Raw genomic sequence first — 20,422 nt, forward strand, 5'->3', positions numbered from 1 at the left:
GAGCGCGCCATGGTGGACCGGAAGCCCACGACCCGACGGGAGGCACCATGGCCGACGACACCACCGGCGGTCGCGCCGGAGGCCCCGGCGCGCTCACGCCCCGGCAGTTCGAGGACGCGCCCGGGACCGGTGACTGGCGCGCCCTGGGCCGGGGTGCGAGCGCGCTCTTCCGCACCAGCTCCCTCGGCGAGGGGGCGGTGCTCCTCGAGCGGGTGCGTGTGCTCGCCGACGGTGCCGACCACCACCCCGACGTCGACCTGCGGCCCGAAGCGGTGGTGGTCCGTGTGGTCTCGCACGACGTCGAAGGGCTCAGCGAGCGCGACGTCGCCCTCGCCCGCGAGATCTCCGCGACAGCTGCCGAGCTGGGGCTCGCCGCCGACCCGGGCGGAGTGCAAGAGGTGCGGCTCACCATCGACGCCGCCGACCGGGAGCGCGTCATGCCCTTCTGGGGCGCCGTCCTGGCCTACCGCCGTGCCGACCGGGACCTCGTGGACCCGCACGGGCGCTGGCCCGGCATCAGGTTCGCGCAGCAGGACGTCCCGCGCCCGCTGCGCAACCGCCTGCACGTCGACGTCTTCGTGCCGCACGACGTCCGCCCGGCGCGGGTCGACGCCGCGCTCGCGGCCGGCGGCCGGGTCACGACCGAGGAGTTCGTCCCCCGGTGGTGGACGCTGGCCGACCCGGAGGGCAACGAGGCCGACGTGGACGCGTGGGAGGGCTTCGACGACGACCTGCCCGACCACCTGGTCGCGCCGGACTCGTTCCGCGCGGCCGACGGCGTCGAGGACTGGCGGGTGCTCCAGGGCGCGAGCGCCTATTACGCCACCGGCGGCTTCGACCCGGGCGTCGAGCTGGTCGCCCAGGCCGCGCGGATCGCGGAGGACGTCGGCGCGCCGTTGTTCGCCGACCTGCGCCACGCGGGAGTCACGCTGCGGGTGGGCCCGCCCGAGGACGGCTGGATCGACGCCGACCGCCTGCTCCTGGCGCAGCGGGTCCAGGCGGCGGCGCGCGCCCTCGGGATCCGTGCCGACCCGTCCGTGCTGCGCGACGTGCAGCTCACTTTCGACGCGCTCGACGTCCCGGCGGTCCAGCGGTTCTGGGCCGCGACGCTCGGCTACCTGCCGCGCGAGGACACGGACCTGTACGACCCGCTGCTCCGGGGGCCGTCCGTCTTCATCCAGCCGATGGACGAACCGCGTGAGCAGCGCAACCGGATCCACGTCGACGTCCTCCTCCCGGCCGACGCCGCCGACGCGCGGGTGGCCGCCGCCCTCGCCGCGGGCGGGCGGGTGGTGCGCGACGCCGAGGCGCCGTTCTGGCGGACGGTCACAGACCCCGAGGGGAACGAGGTCGACTTCGTCGTCGTCCCCGGGCGTGCGGAGGCGCGGGGCTGACCGGAGGACCGGAAGCCCGACCGCGAACGCCCAGGTGAGGTCGCGTCGCCACCCCCGCGGCGACGGGCGACCCGCTATGCTCCGGGACGCGCCGGAACGCCGGTGCGACGACCGGGCCCGGTGACGCCGCGGCCTCGAGGGAGGTGGCGGTGACCCTGCTCGACGACGGTGACCTCGCGATCGAGACACGCGGGCTGCGCAAGACGTACCGGAGCGTGCGCGGTACCTCCGTGGGGGTCGAGGGGCTCGACCTGCGGGTGCCGGTCGGGGGAGTGCACGGCTTCCTGGGGCCGAACGGTTCGGGCAAGACCACGACGATCCGCATGCTGCTGGGGCTGATCCGCCCCGACCGCGGCACGGCCGCGATCTTCGGCCACCCGGTACCGAAGCACCTGCCGGACGTCGTGGGCCGCGTCGGCGCCATCGTCGAGAGCCCCAAGTTCTTCCCGGCGTTCTCCGCGCGCCGCAACCTGAGCCTGCTGGCCGACGGCATCGGCACGCCGAGGTCCCGGGTGGACGCCGTGATCGAGGAGGTCGGCCTCACCGGGCGCGCGAAGGACAAGTACCGCACCTACTCCCTCGGCATGAAGCAGCGGCTCGCGATCGCCGCGACGCTGCTCAAGGACCCCGACCTGCTGATCTTCGACGAGCCCACGAACGGGCTCGACCCGGCGGGCATCCGGGAGGTCCGGCAGACGATGCGCTCGCTGGCGGACCAGGGCAAGACGGTGCTCGTGTCCAGCCACATCCTCGCGGAGGTCGAGCAGATCGCCGACACCGTCTCGATCGTGGCGCGGGGCCGGCTGGTCGCGGCGGGTCGCGTGGCCGACCTCATCGGCGAGGGGGCGAGCACCCGGTCGGTGCGTGTGCGGGTGGCGCCGGAGGACGTGACCATCGCGACCAGCGTGCTGGAGACGGGCGGCCTGCTCGTGCGGCGTGAGCACGACGCGCTGCTCGTCGACGGTGCCGGCGACGCCGCGCAGGTCAACCGCACCCTGGGCGAGCGCGGGGTGTGGGTGCAGGAGCTCACCCCGCTGCATGCCGACCTCGAGTCCGTGTTCCTCGGTCTCACGCAGCACGAGACGCCGGGCGGGCACACCCACCGCGGCAAGCGGCGCAAGCGCGGCGGCCCACCGCCCGAGCCTGGCCACGCGGCCGCCCCCGCCGCCCGGCCGGAGCCGACCACGGAGGTGGCCTCATGATGCGGTTGCTGCGGGTCGAGCTCAGGAGGCTCTGGGCGCGCCGGGTCACCCGGTGGGCGTGGCTGGGAGTGCTCCTGGTCGTCGTCCTGGGCGGGTACTCGGCCTACGAGATGGCCGAGCCCCCGTCGGAGCAGGAGATCACCCAGGGCCGGCTGTTCTACGAGCAGGAGCTCGAGAGCTGGGAGTCCGACGGCGAGCAGATGACCGCCGACTGCCTCGAGGGTGCCGAGGCCGCCGGGGAATCTGCGGCCGCGTGGGGCTGTGACGACCTGGAGCCGCGGCTGGAGCACTACCTGCCGCCGTCGGAGACGTTCGTGCCCGCGGCCGAGGACCTCGAGATGATGACCGGCATGGACGAGGTGCCGGGCGCTGACCCGGCGCCGAACGCTGCCGCGGTCCGGGAGATCCAGTCGTCGGTGTGGAACTGGTGGTCGGGGCTGGGCGCCGTCGACGACTTCGCCCCCCTGCTGCTCATGCTCGTGCTCGTCGTGGCCGTGAGCTTCGTGACCGCGGAGATCAACAGCGGCTCGATGGGCATGTGGCTCACGTTCGAACCACGTCGTCAGCGGGTCTACTGGTCGAAGGCCGCGGCGGCAGCCGTGGGCACGCTGCCGATCGTCGTGGTCGGGTTCGCCCTGGTGTTCGGGGCGTCGTACGCGGCCTTCGCCTCCTTCGACGCGGTGGGGGAGATGACGCCCCGGCTCTGGGCCGAGGTGGGCACGTACACGGCTCGTCTCGCGGCCGCCGGGGTGTTCGTCGCCGTCGTCGGCGTGGCACTGGGCATCCTGCTGCGGCACGCGGCCGCGGTGGTGGGCGGGCTGGCCGCCCTGCTCTGGTGCTCGATGATCTTCGCCTACCCGATGGGCGCGCTGCAGCGATGGCTGCCCACCACGAACCTCACCGCCTGGCTCCACGAGGGCACCGTCTTCACCGTCGACAGGTGCGTCCCCGACGCGGGGGGCGTGTACTCGTGCACCTCGGTGGACCACGTCGTGACCACGGCGCAGGGCGGCCTGTACATGGCGGCCGTGGCGGCGGTGCTCACGTTCGTCGCGGTCATCGTGTTCCGGTACCGCGACGTGAACTGACACCGGCGGCCGCTCCTTCCCGGTGGCCCGGGCCCACCGTCTCAGCGGTCGGCGTGCCGGGCGTCCCACGATGCGGGACGCCCGGCTCACGACGTGACATCCACCGGGCGCGGGCGTAACGTTCGACACGTGCAGACGATTCTTCTCGTAGTACTTCCTGAGCGCGCCGGCTGAGGCCACGTCCAGGCTTCGTCAGCGCGCTCACCCCTCGCTCGTCCCGACGTCCCGGGACCGGGGGGTTTTTCATTGCACCGACACGTTCGCCCCGCCCCTCTCGACCGGCAGGAGACACCGATGGTCCAGCCGAACCCGACCCCCGCTCACGTGGCGGCACGCGCCACGCGTGCCGCCGACCGTGCCGTGCCCGGTGAGGAGGTCACCGGCGCCGAGGCGATCGTCCGCTCGCTCGAGTCCGTCGGCGCCGAGGTCGTCTTCGGGATCCCCGGCGGCGCCATCCTCCCGGCGTACGACCCGCTCATGGACTCCGCCAAGCTCCGGCACATCCTGGTGCGGCACGAGCAGGGCGGCGGCCACGCTGCGCAGGGCTACGCCCACGCGACGGGCAAGGTCGGCGTGACGATGGCGACCTCGGGGCCTGGGGCCACCAACCTGGTGACGCCGCTGGCCGACGCCCACATGGACTCGATCCCGCTGGTGGCGATCACCGGCCAGGTCGGGCAGGCGCTCATCGGCACCGACGGCTTCCAGGAGGCTGACATCGTCGGCATCACGATGCCCGTCACCAAGCACAGCTACCTGGTGACCGACCCGGACGAGATCACGCGCACCATCGCCGAGGCGTTCCACATCGCGTCGACCGGGCGGCCGGGCCCCGTGCTGGTCGACATCGCGAAGTCGGCGATGCAGGCGAGCACCACGTTCTCGTGGCCCCAGGAGCTGGCCCTGCCGGGCTACCACCCGGTGACCAAGCCCCACGCCAAGCAGATCCGCGAGGCGGCCAAGCTGCTCGCGGTCGCCCGGCGCCCCGTGCTCTACGTGGGCGGCGGCGTGGTCCGGTCCGGCGCCTCGGCGGCGCTGCGCCGGCTGGTCGACCTGTCCGGCGCCGCGGTCGTGACCACGCTGATGGCCCGCGGCGCCGTCCCCGACAGCCACCCGCAGCACCTCGGCATGCCGGGCATGCACGGCACGGTGCCCGCCGTGGCGGCGCTGCAGAAGGCCGACCTGGTGGTCGCGCTGGGGGCCCGCTTCGACGACCGCGTCACGGGGAAGCTGTCGAGCTTCGCCCCGCACGCCGCGATCGTGCACGCGGACATCGACCCCGCCGAGATCGGCAAGAACCGGGCCGTCGACGTGCCGATCGTCGGCGACCTGCGCGAGGTCCTCGGGGACCTGGTGCCGGCGCTCGAGGCCGAGCACGCCAAGGTGGGCAGGCCCGACCTCGCGGCGTGGTGGCACCAGCTCGACACCTGGCGCGAGACGTACCCCCTCGGGTTCGCACCCACGGGCGACGGCGCGCTCGCGCCCCAGCAGGTGATCGCGCGGCTCGGCGAGCTGGCGGGACCAGACGCGATCTTCGCCTCGGGCGTCGGCCAGCACCAGATGTGGGCCGCGCAGTTCATCCGCTACGAACGCCCGAACACGTGGCTCAACTCCGGTGGCCTGGGCACCATGGGCTTCGCGGTCCCGGCCGCGATGGGTGCCAAGGTCGGCGAGCCCGACCGCCCCGTGTGGGCGATCGACGGGGACGGCTGCTTCCAGATGACCAACCAGGAGCTCGCGACCTGCGCGATCAACGACATCCCCATCAAGGTGGCGCTGATCAACAACAGCTCGCTCGGCATGGTGCGCCAGTGGCAGACGCTCTTCTACGACAAGCGCTACTCCAACACCGACCTGCACACCGGCCAGGGCACCCGGCGGATCCCGGACTTCGTCAAGCTCGCGGACGCCTACGGCTGCGAGGGCATCCGGGTGGAGCACGAGCGTGACGTGGACGCCGCGATCAAGCGGGCGCAGGAGATCGACGACCGACCCGTGGTGATCGACTTCAACGTGTCGCGCGACGCGATGGTCTGGCCGATGGTCGCGTCCGGCGTGAGCAACGACGACATCCAGTACGCCCGCGGCATCTCGCCGGCGTGGGACCGGGAGGACTGAGCGCGATGAAGCGGAAGTTGCGGGCCGCAGCGATGCCAGGCGCTCGGCTGCGGCGGAACGCAGTCTCGATCCGACCCATGAACACCGAAGACTGATCGGCCGCAGAGGGAAGACGGAGCCACCCATGTCGCGACACACCCTGTCCGTGCTGGTCGAGAACAAGCCCGGCGTCCTCACGCGCGTCGCCGGCCTGTTCGCCCGCCGCGCGTTCAACATCCACTCGCTGGCCGTGGGCCCGACCGAGCACGAGGAGATCTCGCGCATCACGGTCGTCGTCGACGTCGACGAGCACCCGCTCGAGCAGGTGACGAAGCAGCTCAACAAGCTCGTGCACGTCATCAAGATCGTGGAGCTCGACGCCGAGTCGTCGGTGCAGCGCGAGCTGCTGCTCGTCAAGGTGCGCGCCGACGGGGCCTCACGGTCCGGCGTCCTCGAGGTGGTCGACCTGTTCCGGGCCCACGTCGTCGACGTCGTCCCGGACAGCGTGGTCATCGAGGCCACCGGCACCTCGGCCAAGCTCACGGCGCTGCTGTCCGCCCTCGAGCCCTTCGGCGTCCGTGAGATCGTCAAGTCCGGGACGCTCGCCGTCGGGCGCGGCTCGCGTTCCATCACCGACCGGGCCCTCGACCGCGTCCGCAGCGCCTGAGACCCGCACGCCCCCGCACGTCCCCGCACCACCCCCAGCACTCGACAAGTACCGAGACCAAGGAGCATCACCGTGGCTGAGCTGTTCTACGACGACGACGCCGACCTGTCCATCATCGCCGAGCGCAAGGTCGCCGTCATCGGCTACGGCAGCCAGGGCCACGCGCACGCGCTGAACCTGCGCGACTCCGGCGCCGACGTCCGCATCGGCCTGCGCGACGGCTCGGCGTCCGCGAGCAAGGCCCAGGACGAGGGGCTGCGCGTCCTGTCCGTCGCCGACGCGGTCAAGGAGGCCGACGTCGTCGTCATCCTCGCGCCGGACCAGGTCCAGCGGCACGTCTACCGTGACGAGATCGCGCCGAACCTCAACGAGGGCGCCGCGCTCGTCTTCGGGCACGGCTTCAACATCCGCTTCGGCTACATCAAGCCCGAGGCCGGCCACGACGTGCTCATGGTCGCCCCCAAGGGCCCGGGCCACATCGTGCGTCGCGAGTACGTCGACGGCCGCGGCGTGCCGGTCATCGTGGCCGTCGAGCAGGACGCCTCCGGCGAGGCCTGGGGCCTGGCGCTGTCCTACGCGAAGGCGATCGGCGGCCTGCGCGCCGGCGGCATCAAGACCACCTTCACCGAGGAGACCGAGACGGACCTGTTCGGTGAGCAGGCCGTGCTGTGCGGCGGCGCCTCGCAGCTCGTCCAGTACGGGTTCGAGACCCTGACCGAGGCCGGCTACCAGCCGGAGGTCGCGTACTTCGAGGTGCTGCACGAGCTCAAGCTCATCGTCGACCTCATGGTCGAGGGCGGCATCGCCAAGCAGCGCTGGTCGGTGTCCGACACGGCCGAGTACGGCGACTACGTCTCCGGCCCGCGCGTCATCGACCCGCACGTCAAGGAGAACATGAAGGCGGTGCTCGCCGACATCCAGAACGGTGCCTTCGCCGAGCGCTTCATCGCCGACCAGGACGCCGGCGCGCCGGAGTTCACCGCCCTGCGCACCAAGGGCGAGGCGCACCCGATCGAGACCACCGGCCGCGAGCTGCGCAAGATGTTCTCGTGGATCAAGCCCGCTGACTCCGACTACACGGAGGGCAGCGCCGCACGCTGACCCACACCGTCAGCAGCGACGCGCGCGGCCGCCGCCCGGGAGACCCCCGGACGGCGGCCGCACGTACGTCCGGACCCTTCGCCGGTGCTCAGGGCAGCAGGCCGGCCCAGCGGCGGCAGACGTCGACCAGCTCGACGCGGTCGAGGGCGTCGACGTCCTTATCGTGGGGCAGCAGGATGTGGTCGTCCGGACGACGAGGGCGCAGGCCGCGACACGCGTGATCATCGGGGCATCGTGCCGGCTCGGCTTCGAGATTGGTCGTCGTTTCCCTCCGCGGCCGGGCATGGCCTGGCAGGATGGCGGTCATGATCGACGACGCGACCCCCGGCGGCGCCCCCGAGGGGGCCCCGATGCTCGACGACGTCCAGCAGGCAGAGCGCATCACGCAGTTCTGGGACGTGGCGCGCCACAAGGCGGGCCGCACCAGCCACGGCGGGGCGGTGGGGGAGCGGTCGGAGAACATCGTGCCGCCGCCCGCGTGGGCGTTCGGCGACTCGCCGGAGCTCGCCGACGGGCTCCTGGCGCTGGTGCTGGACGGCACGAAGACGGCCACGGCGTCGCTCGTCGTGGAGTACGAGGAGGCGAACGAGCCCGCGCCCGCCAAGGGCGACCTGTCGATCGTGCTCGACGGCGCGGGGGACCCGCGGCTCCTGATCCGGACGACCCGCGTGGACACCGTGCCGTTCGACGAGGTCACGGAGGAGCACGCCTACCTCGAGGGCGAGGACGACCGCACGCTGGCGTCGTGGCGCACGGAGCACGAGCGGTACTGGCGTCGGGCGCTCGGCGGGCTCGGCCGGGAGTTCGACCCGTCCATGGCCGTGGTGTGCGAGCGGTTCAAGGTCCTCTACGGGGCGTGAGGAACGTCGGGGCGACGACGAGCCGGTGCGAGATGATAGCGCCGCCTCGGCGCCTGTCCGACCAGTGAGACCAGAGTCTCATTGCCGCGCTCCGCGACCTAGGCTCCCCTCATGACGCGGAGCATCGACCTGGCAGTGGTGGCTGGCGACGGCATCGGCACCGAGGTGGTGGAGCAGGGGCTCGCCGTGCTCGAGGCCGCGGTAGCCGGGTCGGACGTCAAGGTCTCGACGACGGAGTTCGACCTGGGCGCACGCCGCTGGCACGCGACCGGCGAGACGCTCACCGACACCGACCTCGAGGCGATCAAGGGCCACGACGCGATCCTGCTCGGCGCGATCGGCGACCCCAGCGTCCCCTCCGGCGTGCTGGAGCGCGGCCTGCTCCTCAAGCTGCGCTTCGCGCTCGACCACTACGTCAACCTGCGCCCGGGCAAGCTCTACCCCGGCGTGACCAGCCCCCTGGCGGACCCGGGCGAGATCGACTTCGTCGTCGTGCGCGAGGGCACCGAGGGCCCGTACGTGGGCAACGGCGGCGCGCTGCGCACCGGTACCCCGCACGAGATCGCCACCGAGGTGTCGGTCAACACCGCGTTCGGCGTCGAGCGGGTGGTGCGCGACGCGTTCGCCCGCGCGCAGGAGCGGCCGCGCAAGCACCTCACGCTCGTGCACAAGCACAATGTCCTGGTGCACGCGGGCCACCTGTGGCGCCGCACGGTCGAGGCCGTGAACGCAGACTTCCCGGACGTGACGACCGACTACCTGCACGTCGACGCCGCCACCATCTTCCTGACGACGAACCCGTCGCGCTTCGACGTCATCGTCACGGACAACCTCTTCGGCGACATCCTCACGGACCAGGCCGCCGCGATCACGGGCGGCATCGGCCTCGCCGCGTCCGCGAACATCAACCCGGACCGCACGGCGCCGTCGATGTTCGAGCCGGTGCACGGCTCCGCGCCGGACATCGCCGGCCAGGGCAAGGCCGACCCGACGGCGACCGTGCTGTCGGTCTCGCTGCTGCTCGACCACCTCGGCCTGAGCGACGCCGCGCAGCGCGTCGAGGCCGCGGTCGCCGCCGACCTCGTCGAGCGGTCCGCCGGGCACGGCCGAGTACGCACGACGGCCGAGGTGGGGCGCGAGCTCGCTGCCCGCGTCGCCGGCTGAGCGTCCTCGACGCCGCCGCCTGCCCCTCCCGGCCGTCCTTCCCCCAGCCGCCCTGCATCTTCGGTCCAGGGTGATCGCTGCGGTCGGCACGGTACGTCCCCCACGGGGTGGCTTGTCGTGGAAAACTACAGGGATCACCCAGGTGAAAGGCCCTGCGATCATGACCACGACCTCCAGCACGACCGCGTCCAGCATCCTCCCGTCCGAGCTCGAGGACCTGGTCGCACTGTTCGACGTCCGAGGCACGGACGACCCCACCCCTGACGCGGACCGCGAGGCGGCGCTGCAGGCGCCCAAGTTCGGCACCGTGTTCTCGGACCACATGGCGCGCATCACGTGGCGCCAGGCCGACGGCTGGCTCGACCGCCGCATCGAGAAGTACGGTCCGCTCCAGCTCGACCCCGCGGCCGCGGTCCTGCACTACGCGCAGGAGATCTTCGAGGGGATGAAGGCCTACCGGCACGACGACGGGTCGGTGTGGACGTTCCGGCCGGAGGCCAACGCGGCCCGGTTCGCGCGCTCCGCGCACCGCCTGGCGCTGCCCGCGCTGTCGATCGACGACTTCGTCGGCTCCGTCGCCGCACTGGTGCGCACGGACGTCGACTGGGTGCCCTCGGGCGAGGACTCCAGCCTGTACCTGCGCCCGTTCATGTTCGCCTCCGAGACGTTCCTCGGGGTGCGTCCGGCGGCCGAGGTCGAGTACCTCGTCATCGCCTCGCCCGTCGGCCCGTACTTCGCGGGCGGGGTGCGGCCCGTGTCGATCTGGGTGGACGAGGACTACCACCGGTCCGGGCCCGGCGGCACCGGTGACGCCAAGTGCGGCGGCAACTACGCGGCGAGCCTCCTGCCGCAGCTGCTGGCCCAGGAGAAGGGCTGCGACCAGGTCTGCTTCCTCGACGCCACGACGAACACCCACCTCGAAGAGCTCGGCGGCATGAACGTGTTCGTGGTGATGGCGGACGGTTCCGTGCACACCCCGGAGCTCACCGGCTCGATCCTGGAGGGCGTGACGCGCTCGTCGATCCTTCAGCTCGTGGGCGACCGCGGGCGGGACGTCGTGGAGCGCCGCATCCCGCTCGCGGAGATCGTGCAGGGCCTGGCGGACGGCACCGTGCGCGAGATCTTCGCATGCGGCACGGCGGCGGTCGTCACGCCCGTGGGCCGGTTGGCGGGCAGCACGTTCGACCACGCCGTGGCCGGGGGCGAGCCGGGCGAGCTGACCATGGACATCCGCCACGAGCTCACGGACGTCCAGTACGGGCGTGCGGCGGACCGGCACGGGTGGATGCGCCGCCTCGCGTGAGCCGGAGGTGCAGCGCAGGGTGAGGGCCGAGGAACGAGGCACTCGCCCGGAGCGGAACCGCAGGCTCGCGCGAGAATGAGGACCGCGTGAGCCGGAGGTGCAGCGCAGGGTGAGGGCCGAGGAACGAGGCACTCGCCCGGAGCGGAACCGCAGGCAGGCGAGCGGAGGTGTGGCGCAAGCAGGAGCGGAACCGTAGGTTCACGCGTGAGGGGCGCGGCATGCGCCGGAGCCGGCGTGCAATGTGGCGCGTCAGGAGACACCGTGTGAGAGGTCCGATGCCTGTACCCATCAGCGACGACGAGCTGACCCGGACGACGCTGGCCCGCCAGGGCCTGCTCGCCCGGTCCGACGACGCCCTGGAGGACGTGGTCGGCCGGGTGGGAGGCCTGCAGGCGCAGCACGCGGACATGCCGTACGTCGCGCTGTGGTCGCGGCGCGCGGGCCAGACGATCGCGGACCTCGAGGCGGCGCTCACCCGCAGGTCCGTGGTCAAGGCGACGCTGATGCGCTCGACGCTGCACGTGGTGCCGAGCGAGCGGTGGCCGCTGCTGGACGCGGTGTCCGGGGAACAGCGGGCGGCGGCATGGCGGGCGAGCGCCCGCCGGGCCGGCGTCGACCTGGCGGAGCTCAACGCCGCGGTCCGTGCGTTCTGCGCCACGCCGCGTTCGGTGGACGAGATCGAGGAGCACGCGGCGTCGCTCTACCCGGGCACCGACGTCGTCGGCGCGATCCCGGGCGGGGTGAGCCGGGCATGGTGGCGGTTGGCGAGCGCGGCGGGCGGGCTCGTGCACGTGCCGCCGAGCGGCATGTGGGGCTCGCACGCCGCACCGCGGTACCAGGACGGCACGGTGTGGCTCGCGGACCGGCTGCCGCTGCCGCTGCCGCAGCTCGCCCCGGACGAGGCGCGGTCGCTCGCGGTCGCGGGCTACCTGACGGCGTTCGGTCCGGCGTCGCTGGCCGACATCGCGCGGGGGCTCGGAATCCGGGGCGCGACGGCGATGAAGACCGCCCTCGGGGGGCTCGACCTGAGGACGTACGAGGCCCGTGACGGGCGCGTCCTGTACGACCTCGCGGGCGGCGAGGTCGTGCCGGGCGACACGCCGACGCCGGTGCGGTTCCTGCCTCGGTGGGACCAGCTGCTCGTGGCGTTCGACGTGCGGGAGCGGGTGCTCGACGCCGAGCAGGCCGCGGCCGTGTACCGGCGCAACGCCGACGTGCTGCCCACGGTGCTGCTGGACGGCCGGGTCGCCGGCACGTGGGCGTCCGAACGCGACAAGGACGCGGCGACGCTGCGCATCACGACGTTCGTCGAGCCGTCCGCGGGGGCCCGGCAGGAGGCGGAGGCCGAGGGGCTGGCGCTGCTGCGCTACCTCGAGCCGGACGCCCCGCAGGTGTCCGTCACGTGGGTGGAGCCGTAGGGCGCACGAGCGTGCGTCCGAGCACGCCGCTGAGCATCGACGACGTGGCGAGCCCCAGGACGATCCACACGAGGGCGGTGACCACGGCCGGCACGGCGTCCGGGTTCCCCGTGAACGGGGTGACCGCGAGGATCACGGTCACGACGGCGACGAGCCAGCCGAAGAACATGCGGGGCCGCGGTGCCACCATCACGAGCACCTGCAGCACGACGGCGGCGAGCAGGCCGAAGAGGGCGCCGGTCATCGCCCAGGCCAGGCTCGACGACCCTCCGACCACGTCGAGGAGCCCCACGTCGAAGGCCTGGTCGAAGATCACGGAGGCCGCGAGGCCGATGAGCCCGCACACGACGACGGTCACGACGGCGCCGGCCCAGTACCGGCGGACGTCGAGGCCGAGCCGTTCGTCTGAGGCGGACGCAGGCAGGTCGCAGGCCTCCACGGGCTCGTCGGTGGGAACCGTCCCCGGTGGGGTGGTGGGCACGGGGGTCGGCCCGCCCGGAGGGAAGGACCGTGGGCGCGGCGAGGGGTCGTACGGCTCGCCGCCGTGCATGGATGCGTTCATCGGACGGACCTCCTGACGTCGTGACCGTCACTGCGATCACATCACAGCAGGTGAGGCGCTGCCTCGCGAGGCTCGCGGCGGGCGGCGAGCCCGGCTCGCCCGCCCGGCGGGCGGACGATGGTGACCGGCGTGGTGCGGGTGTGGCACCATGTGAGCCATGACACGCCTCGCGCACCAGCGTCCGCTGATCATTGCGTAGCGCGTCCGGCCACCGCTGGACGCGCAGACCTTCCGTACCCCGGGGGGTCTTTTTTCATGACCAGAGCACGAAGCACCACGACGTCCCGCCCCCGGACGTCCCCGAGATGGGGAGCCCCGCATGGCCACCGCCGGATTCCACGTGTACGACACCACCCTGCGTGACGGCGCGCAGCAGGAGGGGATGAACCTCTCCGTGGCGGACAAGCTCGCGATCGCGCCGCTGCTCGACGAGCTCGGCGTCGGCTTCATCGAGGGCGGCTGGCCGGGCGCGGTGCCCAAGGACACGGAGTTCTTCCGCCGGGCGGCCAAGGAGCTCGAGCTCAAGCACTCCGTCCTGGCGGCGTTCGGCGCGACCCGCAGGGCCGGTGCCCGGGCGTGGGACGACCCGCAGGTCCGGGCCCTGGTGGACGCCGAGACCCCGGTGGTGACGCTCGTCGCCAAGTCGGACGTGCGTCACGTGGAGCGTGCGTTGCGGACCACGCCGGACGAGGGTCTCGCGATGATCGCGGACACCGTGGCGTTCCTGGTGGGCGAGGGGCGTCGTGTGGTCGTCGACGCGGAGCACTTCTTCGACGGCTACCGGTACGACGCGGCGTTCACCCGCGCGGCGGTCGAGGCCGCATTCGGCGCGGGGGCCGAGGTCGTCACGCTGTGCGACACGAACGGCGGGATGCTGCCGCACTGGGTGACCGACGTCGTCGGCGAGCTGCGCGGGGCGCTGGCCCTGGAGCACGGCCGGGACGCGCCCGCGGGCGCCCCGATCCTCGGGATGCACGCGCACAACGACTCGGGCTGCGCCGTCGCGAACACCCTCGCCGCCGTCGAGGCGGGCTGCTGGCACGTCCAGGGCACGGTGAACGGCTACGGCGAGCGCACGGGCAACGTGGACCTCGTGACGGTCGTCGCGAACCTCGAGCTCAAGGACGGGCTGCGGACCCTCGCGGGCGACGGGCTCGCGGAGTCCACCCGCATCGCGCACGCCGTCGCCGAGATCACGAACATCTCCCCGTACGGGCGCCAGCCCTACGTCGGGGCGAGCGCGTTCGCGCACAAGGCGGGTCTGCACGCCAGCGCGATCAAGGTCGACCCGGACCTGTACCAGCACATCGACCCGACCGCGGTCGGCAACGACATGCGCATGCTCGTCTCCGACATGGCGGGCCGGGCGTCGATCGAGCTCAAGGGCCGCGAGCTCGGCTTCGACCTGTCCGGCCAGGGCGAGCTGCTCTCGCGCGTCACCGCGCGGGTCAAGGACGCCGAGGCGCAGGGCTACACGTACGACGCGGCCGACGCGTCGTTCGAGCTGCTGCTCCGCGAGGAGCTGGGGGAGCGGCCGGCGTTCTTCCGGGTGGAGAGCTGGCGCACCATCGTCGAGACGGTGGCCGGCGGCAGCGCGGACCGGCACGACGCCGAGGCCGTCGCGGAGGCGACCGTGAAGCTGCACGCGGGCGGGGAGCGGGTCGTGGCCACCGGGGAGGGCAACGGCCCGGTGAACGCTCTCGACCAGGCGCTGCGCCACGCGCTGACCCGGGTCTACCCGCAGATCGGGGGGTTCGAGCTCATCGACTTCAAGGTGCGCATCCTCGACGCGCAGCACGGCACGGACGCGACCACGCGGGTGCTCGTCGAGACGAGCGACGGGCAGGGGTCGTGGTCGACGGTCGGGGTGGGGCCGAACATCATCGAGGCGGCGTGGGAGTCGCTCATCGACGCGTACGTGTTCGGGCTGCTGCATGCCGGGGTCGAGCCGCAGACCGCGGGGTGACTCCGGGAGCGGCCGGGTGCGGCCGGGTGCGGGGCCGGCGCGCGGCTCAGCGGCGCGGGAGCAGGCGGTGCGGCTGCACGGCGTCGTACGTCGCCTTGAGCGCGGCGGCCGTCGCGTCGTAACGCTGCTGGGCGACCCGCACGAACAGGAAGTCGACGACCGCGAGCTGCGCGATGCGGCTGGACATGGCGCCGGAGCGGAACTGCGTCTCGCGCGCCGTCGTGGTCAGGACGATGTCGGCGAGCTCCGCCAGCGGTGACGCCGGGAAGTTGGTCACCGCGATCGTGGTGGCCCCGGCCTCCTTCGCGAGGCCCAGCGCCTGGTTCGACTCGACGGTGCGCCCCGTGTGGGACACGGCGACGGCCACGCATCCCGGCGTGAGCAGGGCGGCGGACGTGAGCTGGCCGTGCGGGTCCACGGGCGCGGTGCACACCAGGCCGATCCGGGACAGCTTCTGGGCGAGGTCCTGCGCGGTGAGGCCGCTGGACCCCACCCCGTAGACGTCGGTGCGGGGCGCCGCGGCGACCGCCTCGACGGCGCGCTCGAGGGCCTCGAGGTCGAGCATGCGGGCCGTCTCCTCGATGGTGCGCGCCTCGTGGAACGCGATCTTGGAGACGACGTCGGTGGTCGTGTCGGTCTGGTTGATCTCGCCCTCGGCGATCCCGGACCGCTCGAGCTCGAGCTCGAGCCGGCTCGTGGCCTGGGCCAGGTCGATCCGGAACTCGGGGTAGCCGGCGTACCCGACGGCACGGCAGAATCGCACCACCGTGGCCTGCGAGGTCTCGGCCCGCGCGGCCAGCTCGGTGATCGTGGCGCCGACGACGCCGGTGGCGTCGTCGAGCACGACCTGGGCGATGCGGGCCTCCGCGGGGCGCAAGGTCGGGAGCGCCTGGCGGAGCCGGACGAGCACGTCACCGTTCACGCGCCCAGTGTGACATTTGTTTTCGGATACCGGGGCATTTGCGGAGGAAATCTCACCCGCGACCGTCGTCCCTGCTCCCGGGCCTGCCGCCCGGTCGGCGTGTGACGAACGGTACTCCCGCAGCCGCGTCGAACCGCGGATACGGTGGTGCCGTGCATGGTGAGTACAAGGTTCCCGGGGGAAAGCTCGTCGCGGTCGACCTCGAGGTGCGGGACGAGCAGCTGTCCGACGTCCGCCTCAGCGGGGACTTCTTCCTGGAGCCCGACGACGCGCTCGGCGTCATCGACGCGGCGCTGACCGGGGTGCCGGCCGCCTCTGCCACCGGGGAGCTGGCGCGCGCGGTCTCCTCCGCGCTGCGTGCGGCGGAGACGTCCGGCGAGGTGGTCGGGCCCGTCGCGATGGTCGGGTTCGACGAGTGGGCCGTCGCCGTGGCGGTCCGCCGGGCGCTGGGCCTGGCCACGACGTGGGAGGACCACACCTTCGAGGTGCTGCGCCCGGGCCCGCTGTCGCCCGCGACGCTGGCGGCGCTCGACCAGGTGCTCACCGAGGAGCTGGCGGCGGGACGGCGCGGTCCCACGCTGCGGTTCTGGGACTGGAACGAGCGGGCCGTGTTCATCGGCTCCTTCCAGTCCCTCGCCAACGAGGTCGACCCGGCCGGGGTCCGCGAGCACGACGTGACCGTCGTGCGGCGGATCTCCGGGGGCGGGGCGATGTTCATGGAGGCGGGCAACTGCGTGACCTTCTCGCTCGTGGTGCCCGCCTCTCTCGTGGACGGCATGACCTTCGAGCAGTCCTACGCGTTCCTCGACCAGTGGGTGCTGGGCGCCCTGGCGGACGTGGGCGTCGAGGCGTACTTCTCGGGCCTCAACGACGTGGCCTCGCCCGCAGGCAAGCTCGCCGGGTCGGCCCAGAAGCGGCTGGCCGGCGGCGCGGTGCTGCACCACATGACGATGGCCTACGACATCGACAGCGCGAAGATGCTCGAGGTGCTGCGCATCGGGCGCGAGAAGCTGTCCGACAAGGGCACCCGGAGCGCCGCGAAGCGCGTCGACCCCTTGCGCTCGCAGACGGGCCTGTCGCGCGAGCAGATCGTCGACGCGTTCGAGGCGCACTTCCGGGGCCTGCACTCCACCGTGGACTCCGAGCTGCGCCCCCAGGAGCTGGAGCGTGCCGCCGAGCTGGTGCGCACCAAGTTCGCCGACCCGGCGTGGATCAACCGGGTGCCCTGACCGGCCGATCCCGTCGCTCCTGCAGGCCGCCTGCCCGCGGCCCGCCCGCGTCCGACCCGGCCGCTCGCAGGTCACCGTCGGGTCACGACCCGCGCGTGGGGTCTTCCCCTGCCCACGCTCCGGCAGTAATCTTCATCATGCGACGGTGATCGGGAAGTTCCTTTCAGCCGACGGCCGTCGCACGACCGACCGAGCAGAGCCAGCGAGACGACGACGTCGCGCAGAGACGACGACGTCGACACGGGACACGGACATCGACGACGGCGCCCCCGGCGCCGGGCGAGGACGGCGGCCGGCGGCCGCCCAGGAAGGACGACGATGCGGCGAGAGATGTGGAGCCGGAGGACACCGATGGTGGCCACCGCGGCGCTGGTGGCGCTGGGCGCCGCCGCCTGCAGCGGTGGTGGCGACAGCGGCGACAGCGAGGACGGCGAGGGCAAGACCCTCGACGTCTGGATCATGCAGGGCACGAACCCGAGCGCGGACGCCTTCTTCGAGGAGGTCACCACGGCCTTCAAGGAGGAGACGGGCGCGGACCTCAACGTCGAGTTCGTGGAGTGGGGCGACGCGCACGACCGGTTCGTCACCTCGATCGCGGGCGGCACCACCCCCGACGTGGCGGAGACGGGCACCACCTGGACCCCGGAGTTCGCCGATGCCGGCGCGCTCGCGCCGCTCGACGACTTCGTGGCGGAGGCCGGGCTGGGCGACGACCTCGTGGCGGGGCTGGTCGAGGCCGGCACGTACGAGGAGCAGCTCTACGGCATGCCCTGGTACGCCGGCGTCCGCTCGCTCGTGTACAACACGGAGATCTTCGAGCAGGCCGGGGTCGAGCCGCCCACCACGTGGGCCGAGATCGAGTCGGCGGCCAAGGCGATCAAGGCGGAGTTCCCGGACAAGGTCGCCGTCGCGGTCCCCGGCGACGCGGAGTTCACCGTGTACCCGTGGGTCTGGGGCGCGGGCGGCGAGGTGGCGACGCTCGAGGGCGACACCTGGACGTCGGGCCTCGACAGCCCCGCGTCGCAGGAGGGCCTGAGCTTCTGGACGGGCCTGGCCGCCGACGGCTACTCCTCGGCCGGCGCCACCACCTGGCGGGAGACGGACGTGCTCGACGCGTTCGCCCAGGGCAACGTGGGCATGGCGATCATGGGCTCCTGGACGCCGGGCGCCATCGTCGAGGCCAACGCCGACATGGAGGGCAAGTTCGCCGCGGTGCCGATCCCGGGCAAGGACGGCGGCATCTCGCCGTCGGTCCTCGGCGGGTCGCACCTGAGCATGTTCAACACGACGGACGACCAGGACCTCGCGTTCGCGTTCATCGAGCTCATGACCACGGGAGAGTTCGCCACCACGTGGGGCGAGCAGGCGGGGTACTTCCCGGGCCAGACGTCGCTGCTCGACGAGACCCTCCAGAGCACCGACCCGCTCGTCGCACCGTTCGCGCAGCAGTTCGTCGAGGGCGGGGCGTCCGTCCCGGTGTCGCCGAACTTCGGCGCCGTCCAGGCCAAGGCCACGACCGGCACGATGATGCAGTCGATCCTCTCCGGCTCCGAGGACGTGGCGACGGCGAGCGCCAAGGCTGCCGAGGAGATGACGTCCCTGCTGAACGGCGGCAGCTGACGCATGTCGAGCACGATGCCCGTCGCGGCGCCCGCGGGAACCGGCCCGGAGCCGGGGTACCGCGGGCGTCGCCCGCTCGGTCGTTCCCTCATCTCCCGGCTGCGGCCGTGGATGCTGCTCACCCCCGCGCTGCTGGTCCTCGCCGTCCTGCTCCTGTGGCCGCTCGTCCGGGTCGCGCTCTTCTCGCTGCAGGACTACGGGCTGAAGGAGATCGTCTCCAAGGAGTCGAACTGGATCGGCCTGGACAACTTCGTCGAGATCTTCACCTCGGAGCAGCTGTGGCAGGTCGTGCTGCCGAACACCGTGGTGTTCGCCGTCCTGTCCGTGGCCTGCACCGTGGTGTTCGGCACGGTGGTCGCCGTGCTCCTGGCCTCCCTCGGCCGGGTCTGGCGCACGGTCGTCTCGAGCGCGATCATGGCCGCCTGGGCGATGCCCGCGGTGACGGGCACCTACGTGTGGGTGTGGATCTTCGACGCCGACCGCGGCGTGTTCAACCACGTCGCGCAGACGCTGGGCCTGCAGGACGCCCCCGTCAACTGGTTCACGGAACGCTGGTCGTTCTACGCCATCGTGCTGCTCAACGTCGTGCACCACGGCTTCCCGTTCGTGGCGGTGACGGTGCTCGCCGGGCTGCTCAGCGTGCCGAACGAGCTGCTCGAGGCCGCCGAGATCGACGGTGCCGGGCCGTGGCGCCGGTTCTTCTCGGTGATCGTGCCGCAGCTGCGGCAGATCTTCGCCGTCGTGATCATCCTGTCGACGATCTGGGACTTCAAGGTGTTCGCGCAGGTCTATCTCATGCCGGGCGGGTCGGGGACCAACCGTGAGGTGCTCAACCTCGGCGTGTGGTCGTACACCGAGTCGTTCGGGCAGAACCGGTACGGCTTCGGCGCGGCGATCGCGGTGCTGCTCACCCTGCTGCTGCTCGCCATCACCGTCGTGTACGTCCGCACCATCCTCAAGGAGGACGAGCTGTGAGCGCGCGTGCGCGCGTGCGCGGCGGCCGCCGCCCGCAGCCGGGCGTGCAGGTCGGCAAGGGCGTCGCCGTCGCCGCGCTGCTCGCCTTCACCCTGTTCCCGACGTACTGGATGCTCGTCAGCGCCCTGGACGCCAAGGCCGGGATCGGCACGTCGTTCGTGCCGGCGGAGCCGACGCTGGAGCACTTCCGCTTCGTCCTCACCGACGGCGGGTTCGACGTGTTCCTGCGCAACTCGCTGGTCGTCGCGCTCGCCACGGTGGTGGCCTCGTCCCTGCTGGCGCTGCTCGCCTCCGTCGCGGTGGCGCGGTTCCGGTTCCGCTTCCGCACCCAGGTGCTGATGATGGTGCTCGTGGTGCAGATGGTGCCGCTCGAGGCGCTCGTCATCCCGCTGTTCGTCCAGGTGCGTGACCTGAACCTGCTGGGCACGCTCACCGGCATCACCATCGTCTACATCGCGCTCGCGTTGCCGTTCGGTATCTGGATGCTGCGCGGCTTCGTCGCGGCGGTGCCCGTCGAGCTGGAGGAGGCCGCCTACCTCGACGGCGCGAGCTGGGGGCGGATGTTCCGTTCGATCCTGTTCCCGCTCGTGGCCCCCGGGCTCGTGGCGACGAGCATCTTCAGCTTCATCACCGCGTGGAACGAGTTCGTGTTCGCGATGACGCTGCTCGGCGGCGCCACGGAGAACTACACGGTCGCGATCGGGCTGCGCTCGTTCTTCGGGCAGCACTCGAACGACTGGGGCGCGATCATGGCCGCCTCGACGATCATCACGGTGCCCGTCATGGTCTTCTTCATCGTCGTGCAGCGCCGCCTGGCCAGCGGGCTCACCGCCGGTGCGGTGAAGGGCTGACGG

The 20,422-nt window shown here is 72.4% G+C and carries 18 protein-coding genes; 15 read left to right on the top strand and 3 right to left on the bottom strand.

Annotated features, from left to right (window positions below; all coding sequences use genetic code 11):
• The first annotated feature begins 47 nt into the window (after positions 1–47).
• The 6 genes from LEP48_RS15705 to ilvC all read left to right on the top strand — a co-directional run bounded on the left by LEP48_RS15705 (position 48) and on the right by ilvC (position 7,549).
• Positions 48–1,394 (top strand): VOC family protein, encoded by a 1,347-nt coding sequence (locus LEP48_RS15705; RefSeq protein ID WP_225566523.1) that lies wholly within the window; start codon positions 48–50, stop codon positions 1,392–1,394.
• Between the two features lie 149 nt (positions 1,395–1,543).
• The gene (locus tag LEP48_RS15710; protein WP_225566524.1) at positions 1,544–2,596 is read left to right on the top strand and encodes an ABC transporter ATP-binding protein; all 1,053 of its coding nucleotides are present in this window, start codon (positions 1,544–1,546) and stop codon (positions 2,594–2,596) included.
• The gene (locus LEP48_RS15715) at positions 2,593–3,684 is read left to right on the top strand and encodes an ABC transporter permease subunit (RefSeq protein WP_225566525.1); all 1,092 of its coding nucleotides are present in this window, start codon (positions 2,593–2,595) and stop codon (positions 3,682–3,684) included. The genes LEP48_RS15710 and LEP48_RS15715 overlap by 4 nt, the downstream gene beginning before the upstream one ends.
• Before the next feature lie 294 nt (positions 3,685–3,978).
• A complete protein-coding gene (locus LEP48_RS15720) occupies positions 3,979–5,802 on the top strand; it encodes an acetolactate synthase large subunit (RefSeq protein ID WP_225566526.1) in 1,824 nt (607 codons plus the stop codon).
• A 124-nt stretch (positions 5,803–5,926) separates the two neighbouring features.
• Positions 5,927–6,448 (top strand): acetolactate synthase small subunit, encoded by a 522-nt coding sequence (ilvN, locus tag LEP48_RS15725; RefSeq protein WP_225566527.1) that lies wholly within the window; start codon positions 5,927–5,929, stop codon positions 6,446–6,448.
• Between the two features lie 72 nt (positions 6,449–6,520).
• Entirely contained in the window at positions 6,521–7,549 is a 1,029-nt protein-coding gene (ilvC, locus tag LEP48_RS15730) for a ketol-acid reductoisomerase (protein ID WP_225566528.1), read from the top strand.
• Positions 7,550–7,637: 88 nt separating this feature from the next.
• Here the strand turns inward: ilvC and LEP48_RS15735 are convergent, their stop codons facing one another.
• On the bottom strand, positions 7,638–7,856 hold the full coding sequence (locus LEP48_RS15735; protein ID WP_225566529.1) for a hypothetical protein: 219 nt from the start codon (positions 7,854–7,856) through the stop codon (positions 7,638–7,640).
• On the opposite strand from LEP48_RS15735, the gene LEP48_RS15740 reads away from it, so the two are divergent.
• From LEP48_RS15740 to LEP48_RS15755, 4 genes are all read left to right on the top strand, one after another.
• Positions 7,855–8,409, top strand: coding sequence for an ASCH domain-containing protein (locus LEP48_RS15740; protein WP_225566530.1), 555 nt, complete (start codon positions 7,855–7,857; stop codon positions 8,407–8,409). The genes LEP48_RS15735 and LEP48_RS15740 overlap by 2 nt on opposite strands.
• Positions 8,410–8,520: 111 nt before the next feature.
• A complete protein-coding gene (locus tag LEP48_RS15745; RefSeq protein ID WP_225566531.1) occupies positions 8,521–9,573 on the top strand; it encodes a 3-isopropylmalate dehydrogenase in 1,053 nt (350 codons plus the stop codon).
• A 160-nt stretch (positions 9,574–9,733) separates the two neighbouring features.
• A complete protein-coding gene (locus LEP48_RS15750; protein ID WP_225566532.1) occupies positions 9,734–10,876 on the top strand; it encodes a branched-chain amino acid aminotransferase in 1,143 nt (380 codons plus the stop codon).
• A gap of 275 nt (positions 10,877–11,151) precedes the next feature.
• Entirely contained in the window at positions 11,152–12,294 is a 1,143-nt protein-coding gene (locus tag LEP48_RS15755) for a winged helix DNA-binding domain-containing protein (protein ID WP_225566533.1), read from the top strand.
• Here LEP48_RS15755 and LEP48_RS15760 read toward each other — a convergent pair.
• Positions 12,275–12,856, bottom strand: coding sequence for a hypothetical protein (locus LEP48_RS15760; RefSeq protein ID WP_225566534.1), 582 nt, complete (start codon positions 12,854–12,856; stop codon positions 12,275–12,277). The two genes, LEP48_RS15755 and LEP48_RS15760, sit on opposite strands and share 20 nt — an antisense overlap.
• Positions 12,857–13,175: 319 nt before the next feature.
• On the opposite strand from LEP48_RS15760, the gene cimA reads away from it, so the two are divergent.
• Positions 13,176–14,822 carry a citramalate synthase gene (gene cimA, locus LEP48_RS15765; RefSeq protein ID WP_225566535.1) on the top strand — a complete coding sequence of 549 codons (1,647 nt, stop codon included), beginning with the start codon at positions 13,176–13,178 and terminating at the stop codon, positions 14,820–14,822.
• Between the two features lie 46 nt (positions 14,823–14,868).
• Here the strand turns inward: cimA and LEP48_RS15770 are convergent, their stop codons facing one another.
• On the bottom strand, positions 14,869–15,744 hold the full coding sequence (locus LEP48_RS15770) for a MurR/RpiR family transcriptional regulator (protein WP_225566536.1): 876 nt from the start codon (positions 15,742–15,744) through the stop codon (positions 14,869–14,871).
• Between the two features lie 152 nt (positions 15,745–15,896).
• On the opposite strand from LEP48_RS15770, the gene LEP48_RS15775 reads away from it, so the two are divergent.
• From LEP48_RS15775 to LEP48_RS15790, 4 genes are all read left to right on the top strand, one after another.
• The gene (locus tag LEP48_RS15775) at positions 15,897–16,973 is read left to right on the top strand and encodes a lipoate-protein ligase small subunit (protein ID WP_225566537.1); all 1,077 of its coding nucleotides are present in this window, start codon (positions 15,897–15,899) and stop codon (positions 16,971–16,973) included.
• 351 nt (positions 16,974–17,324) lie between these two features.
• Entirely contained in the window at positions 17,325–18,593 is a 1,269-nt protein-coding gene (locus LEP48_RS15780) for a sugar ABC transporter substrate-binding protein (protein ID WP_225566538.1), read from the top strand.
• Positions 18,594–18,596: 3 nt separating this feature from the next.
• Entirely contained in the window at positions 18,597–19,568 is a 972-nt protein-coding gene (locus tag LEP48_RS15785) for a carbohydrate ABC transporter permease (protein WP_422723846.1), read from the top strand.
• Entirely contained in the window at positions 19,565–20,419 is an 855-nt protein-coding gene (locus LEP48_RS15790) for a carbohydrate ABC transporter permease (protein ID WP_422723847.1), read from the top strand. Before LEP48_RS15785 ends, LEP48_RS15790 begins: the two co-directional genes overlap by 4 nt.
• The last annotated feature ends 3 nt before the right edge of the window (positions 20,420–20,422 follow it).

The organism is Isoptericola luteus, assembly GCF_020297055.1.
In the GTDB taxonomy this organism is placed as follows: domain Bacteria; phylum Actinomycetota; class Actinomycetes; order Actinomycetales; family Cellulomonadaceae; genus Isoptericola; species Isoptericola luteus.

Excerpts from the sequence above, each read along its gene's own strand:
- LEP48_RS15705 (WP_225566523.1), top strand. The coding sequence starts at position 48 with ATGGCCGACGACACCACCGGCGGTCGCGCCGGAGGCCCCGGCGCGCTC.
- LEP48_RS15715 (WP_225566525.1), top strand. The coding sequence starts at position 2,593 with ATGATGCGGTTGCTGCGGGTCGAGCTCAGGAGGCTCTGGGCGCGCCGG.
- LEP48_RS15720 (WP_225566526.1), top strand. The coding sequence starts at position 3,979 with ATGGTCCAGCCGAACCCGACCCCCGCTCACGTGGCGGCACGCGCCACG.
- ilvN (WP_225566527.1), top strand. The coding sequence starts at position 5,927 with ATGTCGCGACACACCCTGTCCGTGCTGGTCGAGAACAAGCCCGGCGTC.
- LEP48_RS15740 (WP_225566530.1), top strand. The coding sequence starts at position 7,855 with ATGATCGACGACGCGACCCCCGGCGGCGCCCCCGAGGGGGCCCCGATG.
- LEP48_RS15735 (WP_225566529.1), bottom strand. The coding sequence starts at position 7,856 with ATGACCGCCATCCTGCCAGGCCATGCCCGGCCGCGGAGGGAAACGACG.
- LEP48_RS15745 (WP_225566531.1), top strand. The coding sequence starts at position 8,521 with ATGACGCGGAGCATCGACCTGGCAGTGGTGGCTGGCGACGGCATCGGC.
- LEP48_RS15750 (WP_225566532.1), top strand. The coding sequence starts at position 9,734 with ATGACCACGACCTCCAGCACGACCGCGTCCAGCATCCTCCCGTCCGAG.
- LEP48_RS15755 (WP_225566533.1), top strand. The coding sequence starts at position 11,152 with ATGCCTGTACCCATCAGCGACGACGAGCTGACCCGGACGACGCTGGCC.
- LEP48_RS15760 (WP_225566534.1), bottom strand. The coding sequence starts at position 12,856 with ATGAACGCATCCATGCACGGCGGCGAGCCGTACGACCCCTCGCCGCGC.
- cimA (WP_225566535.1), top strand. The coding sequence starts at position 13,176 with ATGGCCACCGCCGGATTCCACGTGTACGACACCACCCTGCGTGACGGC.
- LEP48_RS15780 (WP_225566538.1), top strand. The coding sequence starts at position 17,325 with ATGGTGGCCACCGCGGCGCTGGTGGCGCTGGGCGCCGCCGCCTGCAGC.
- LEP48_RS15785 (WP_422723846.1), top strand. The coding sequence starts at position 18,597 with ATGTCGAGCACGATGCCCGTCGCGGCGCCCGCGGGAACCGGCCCGGAG.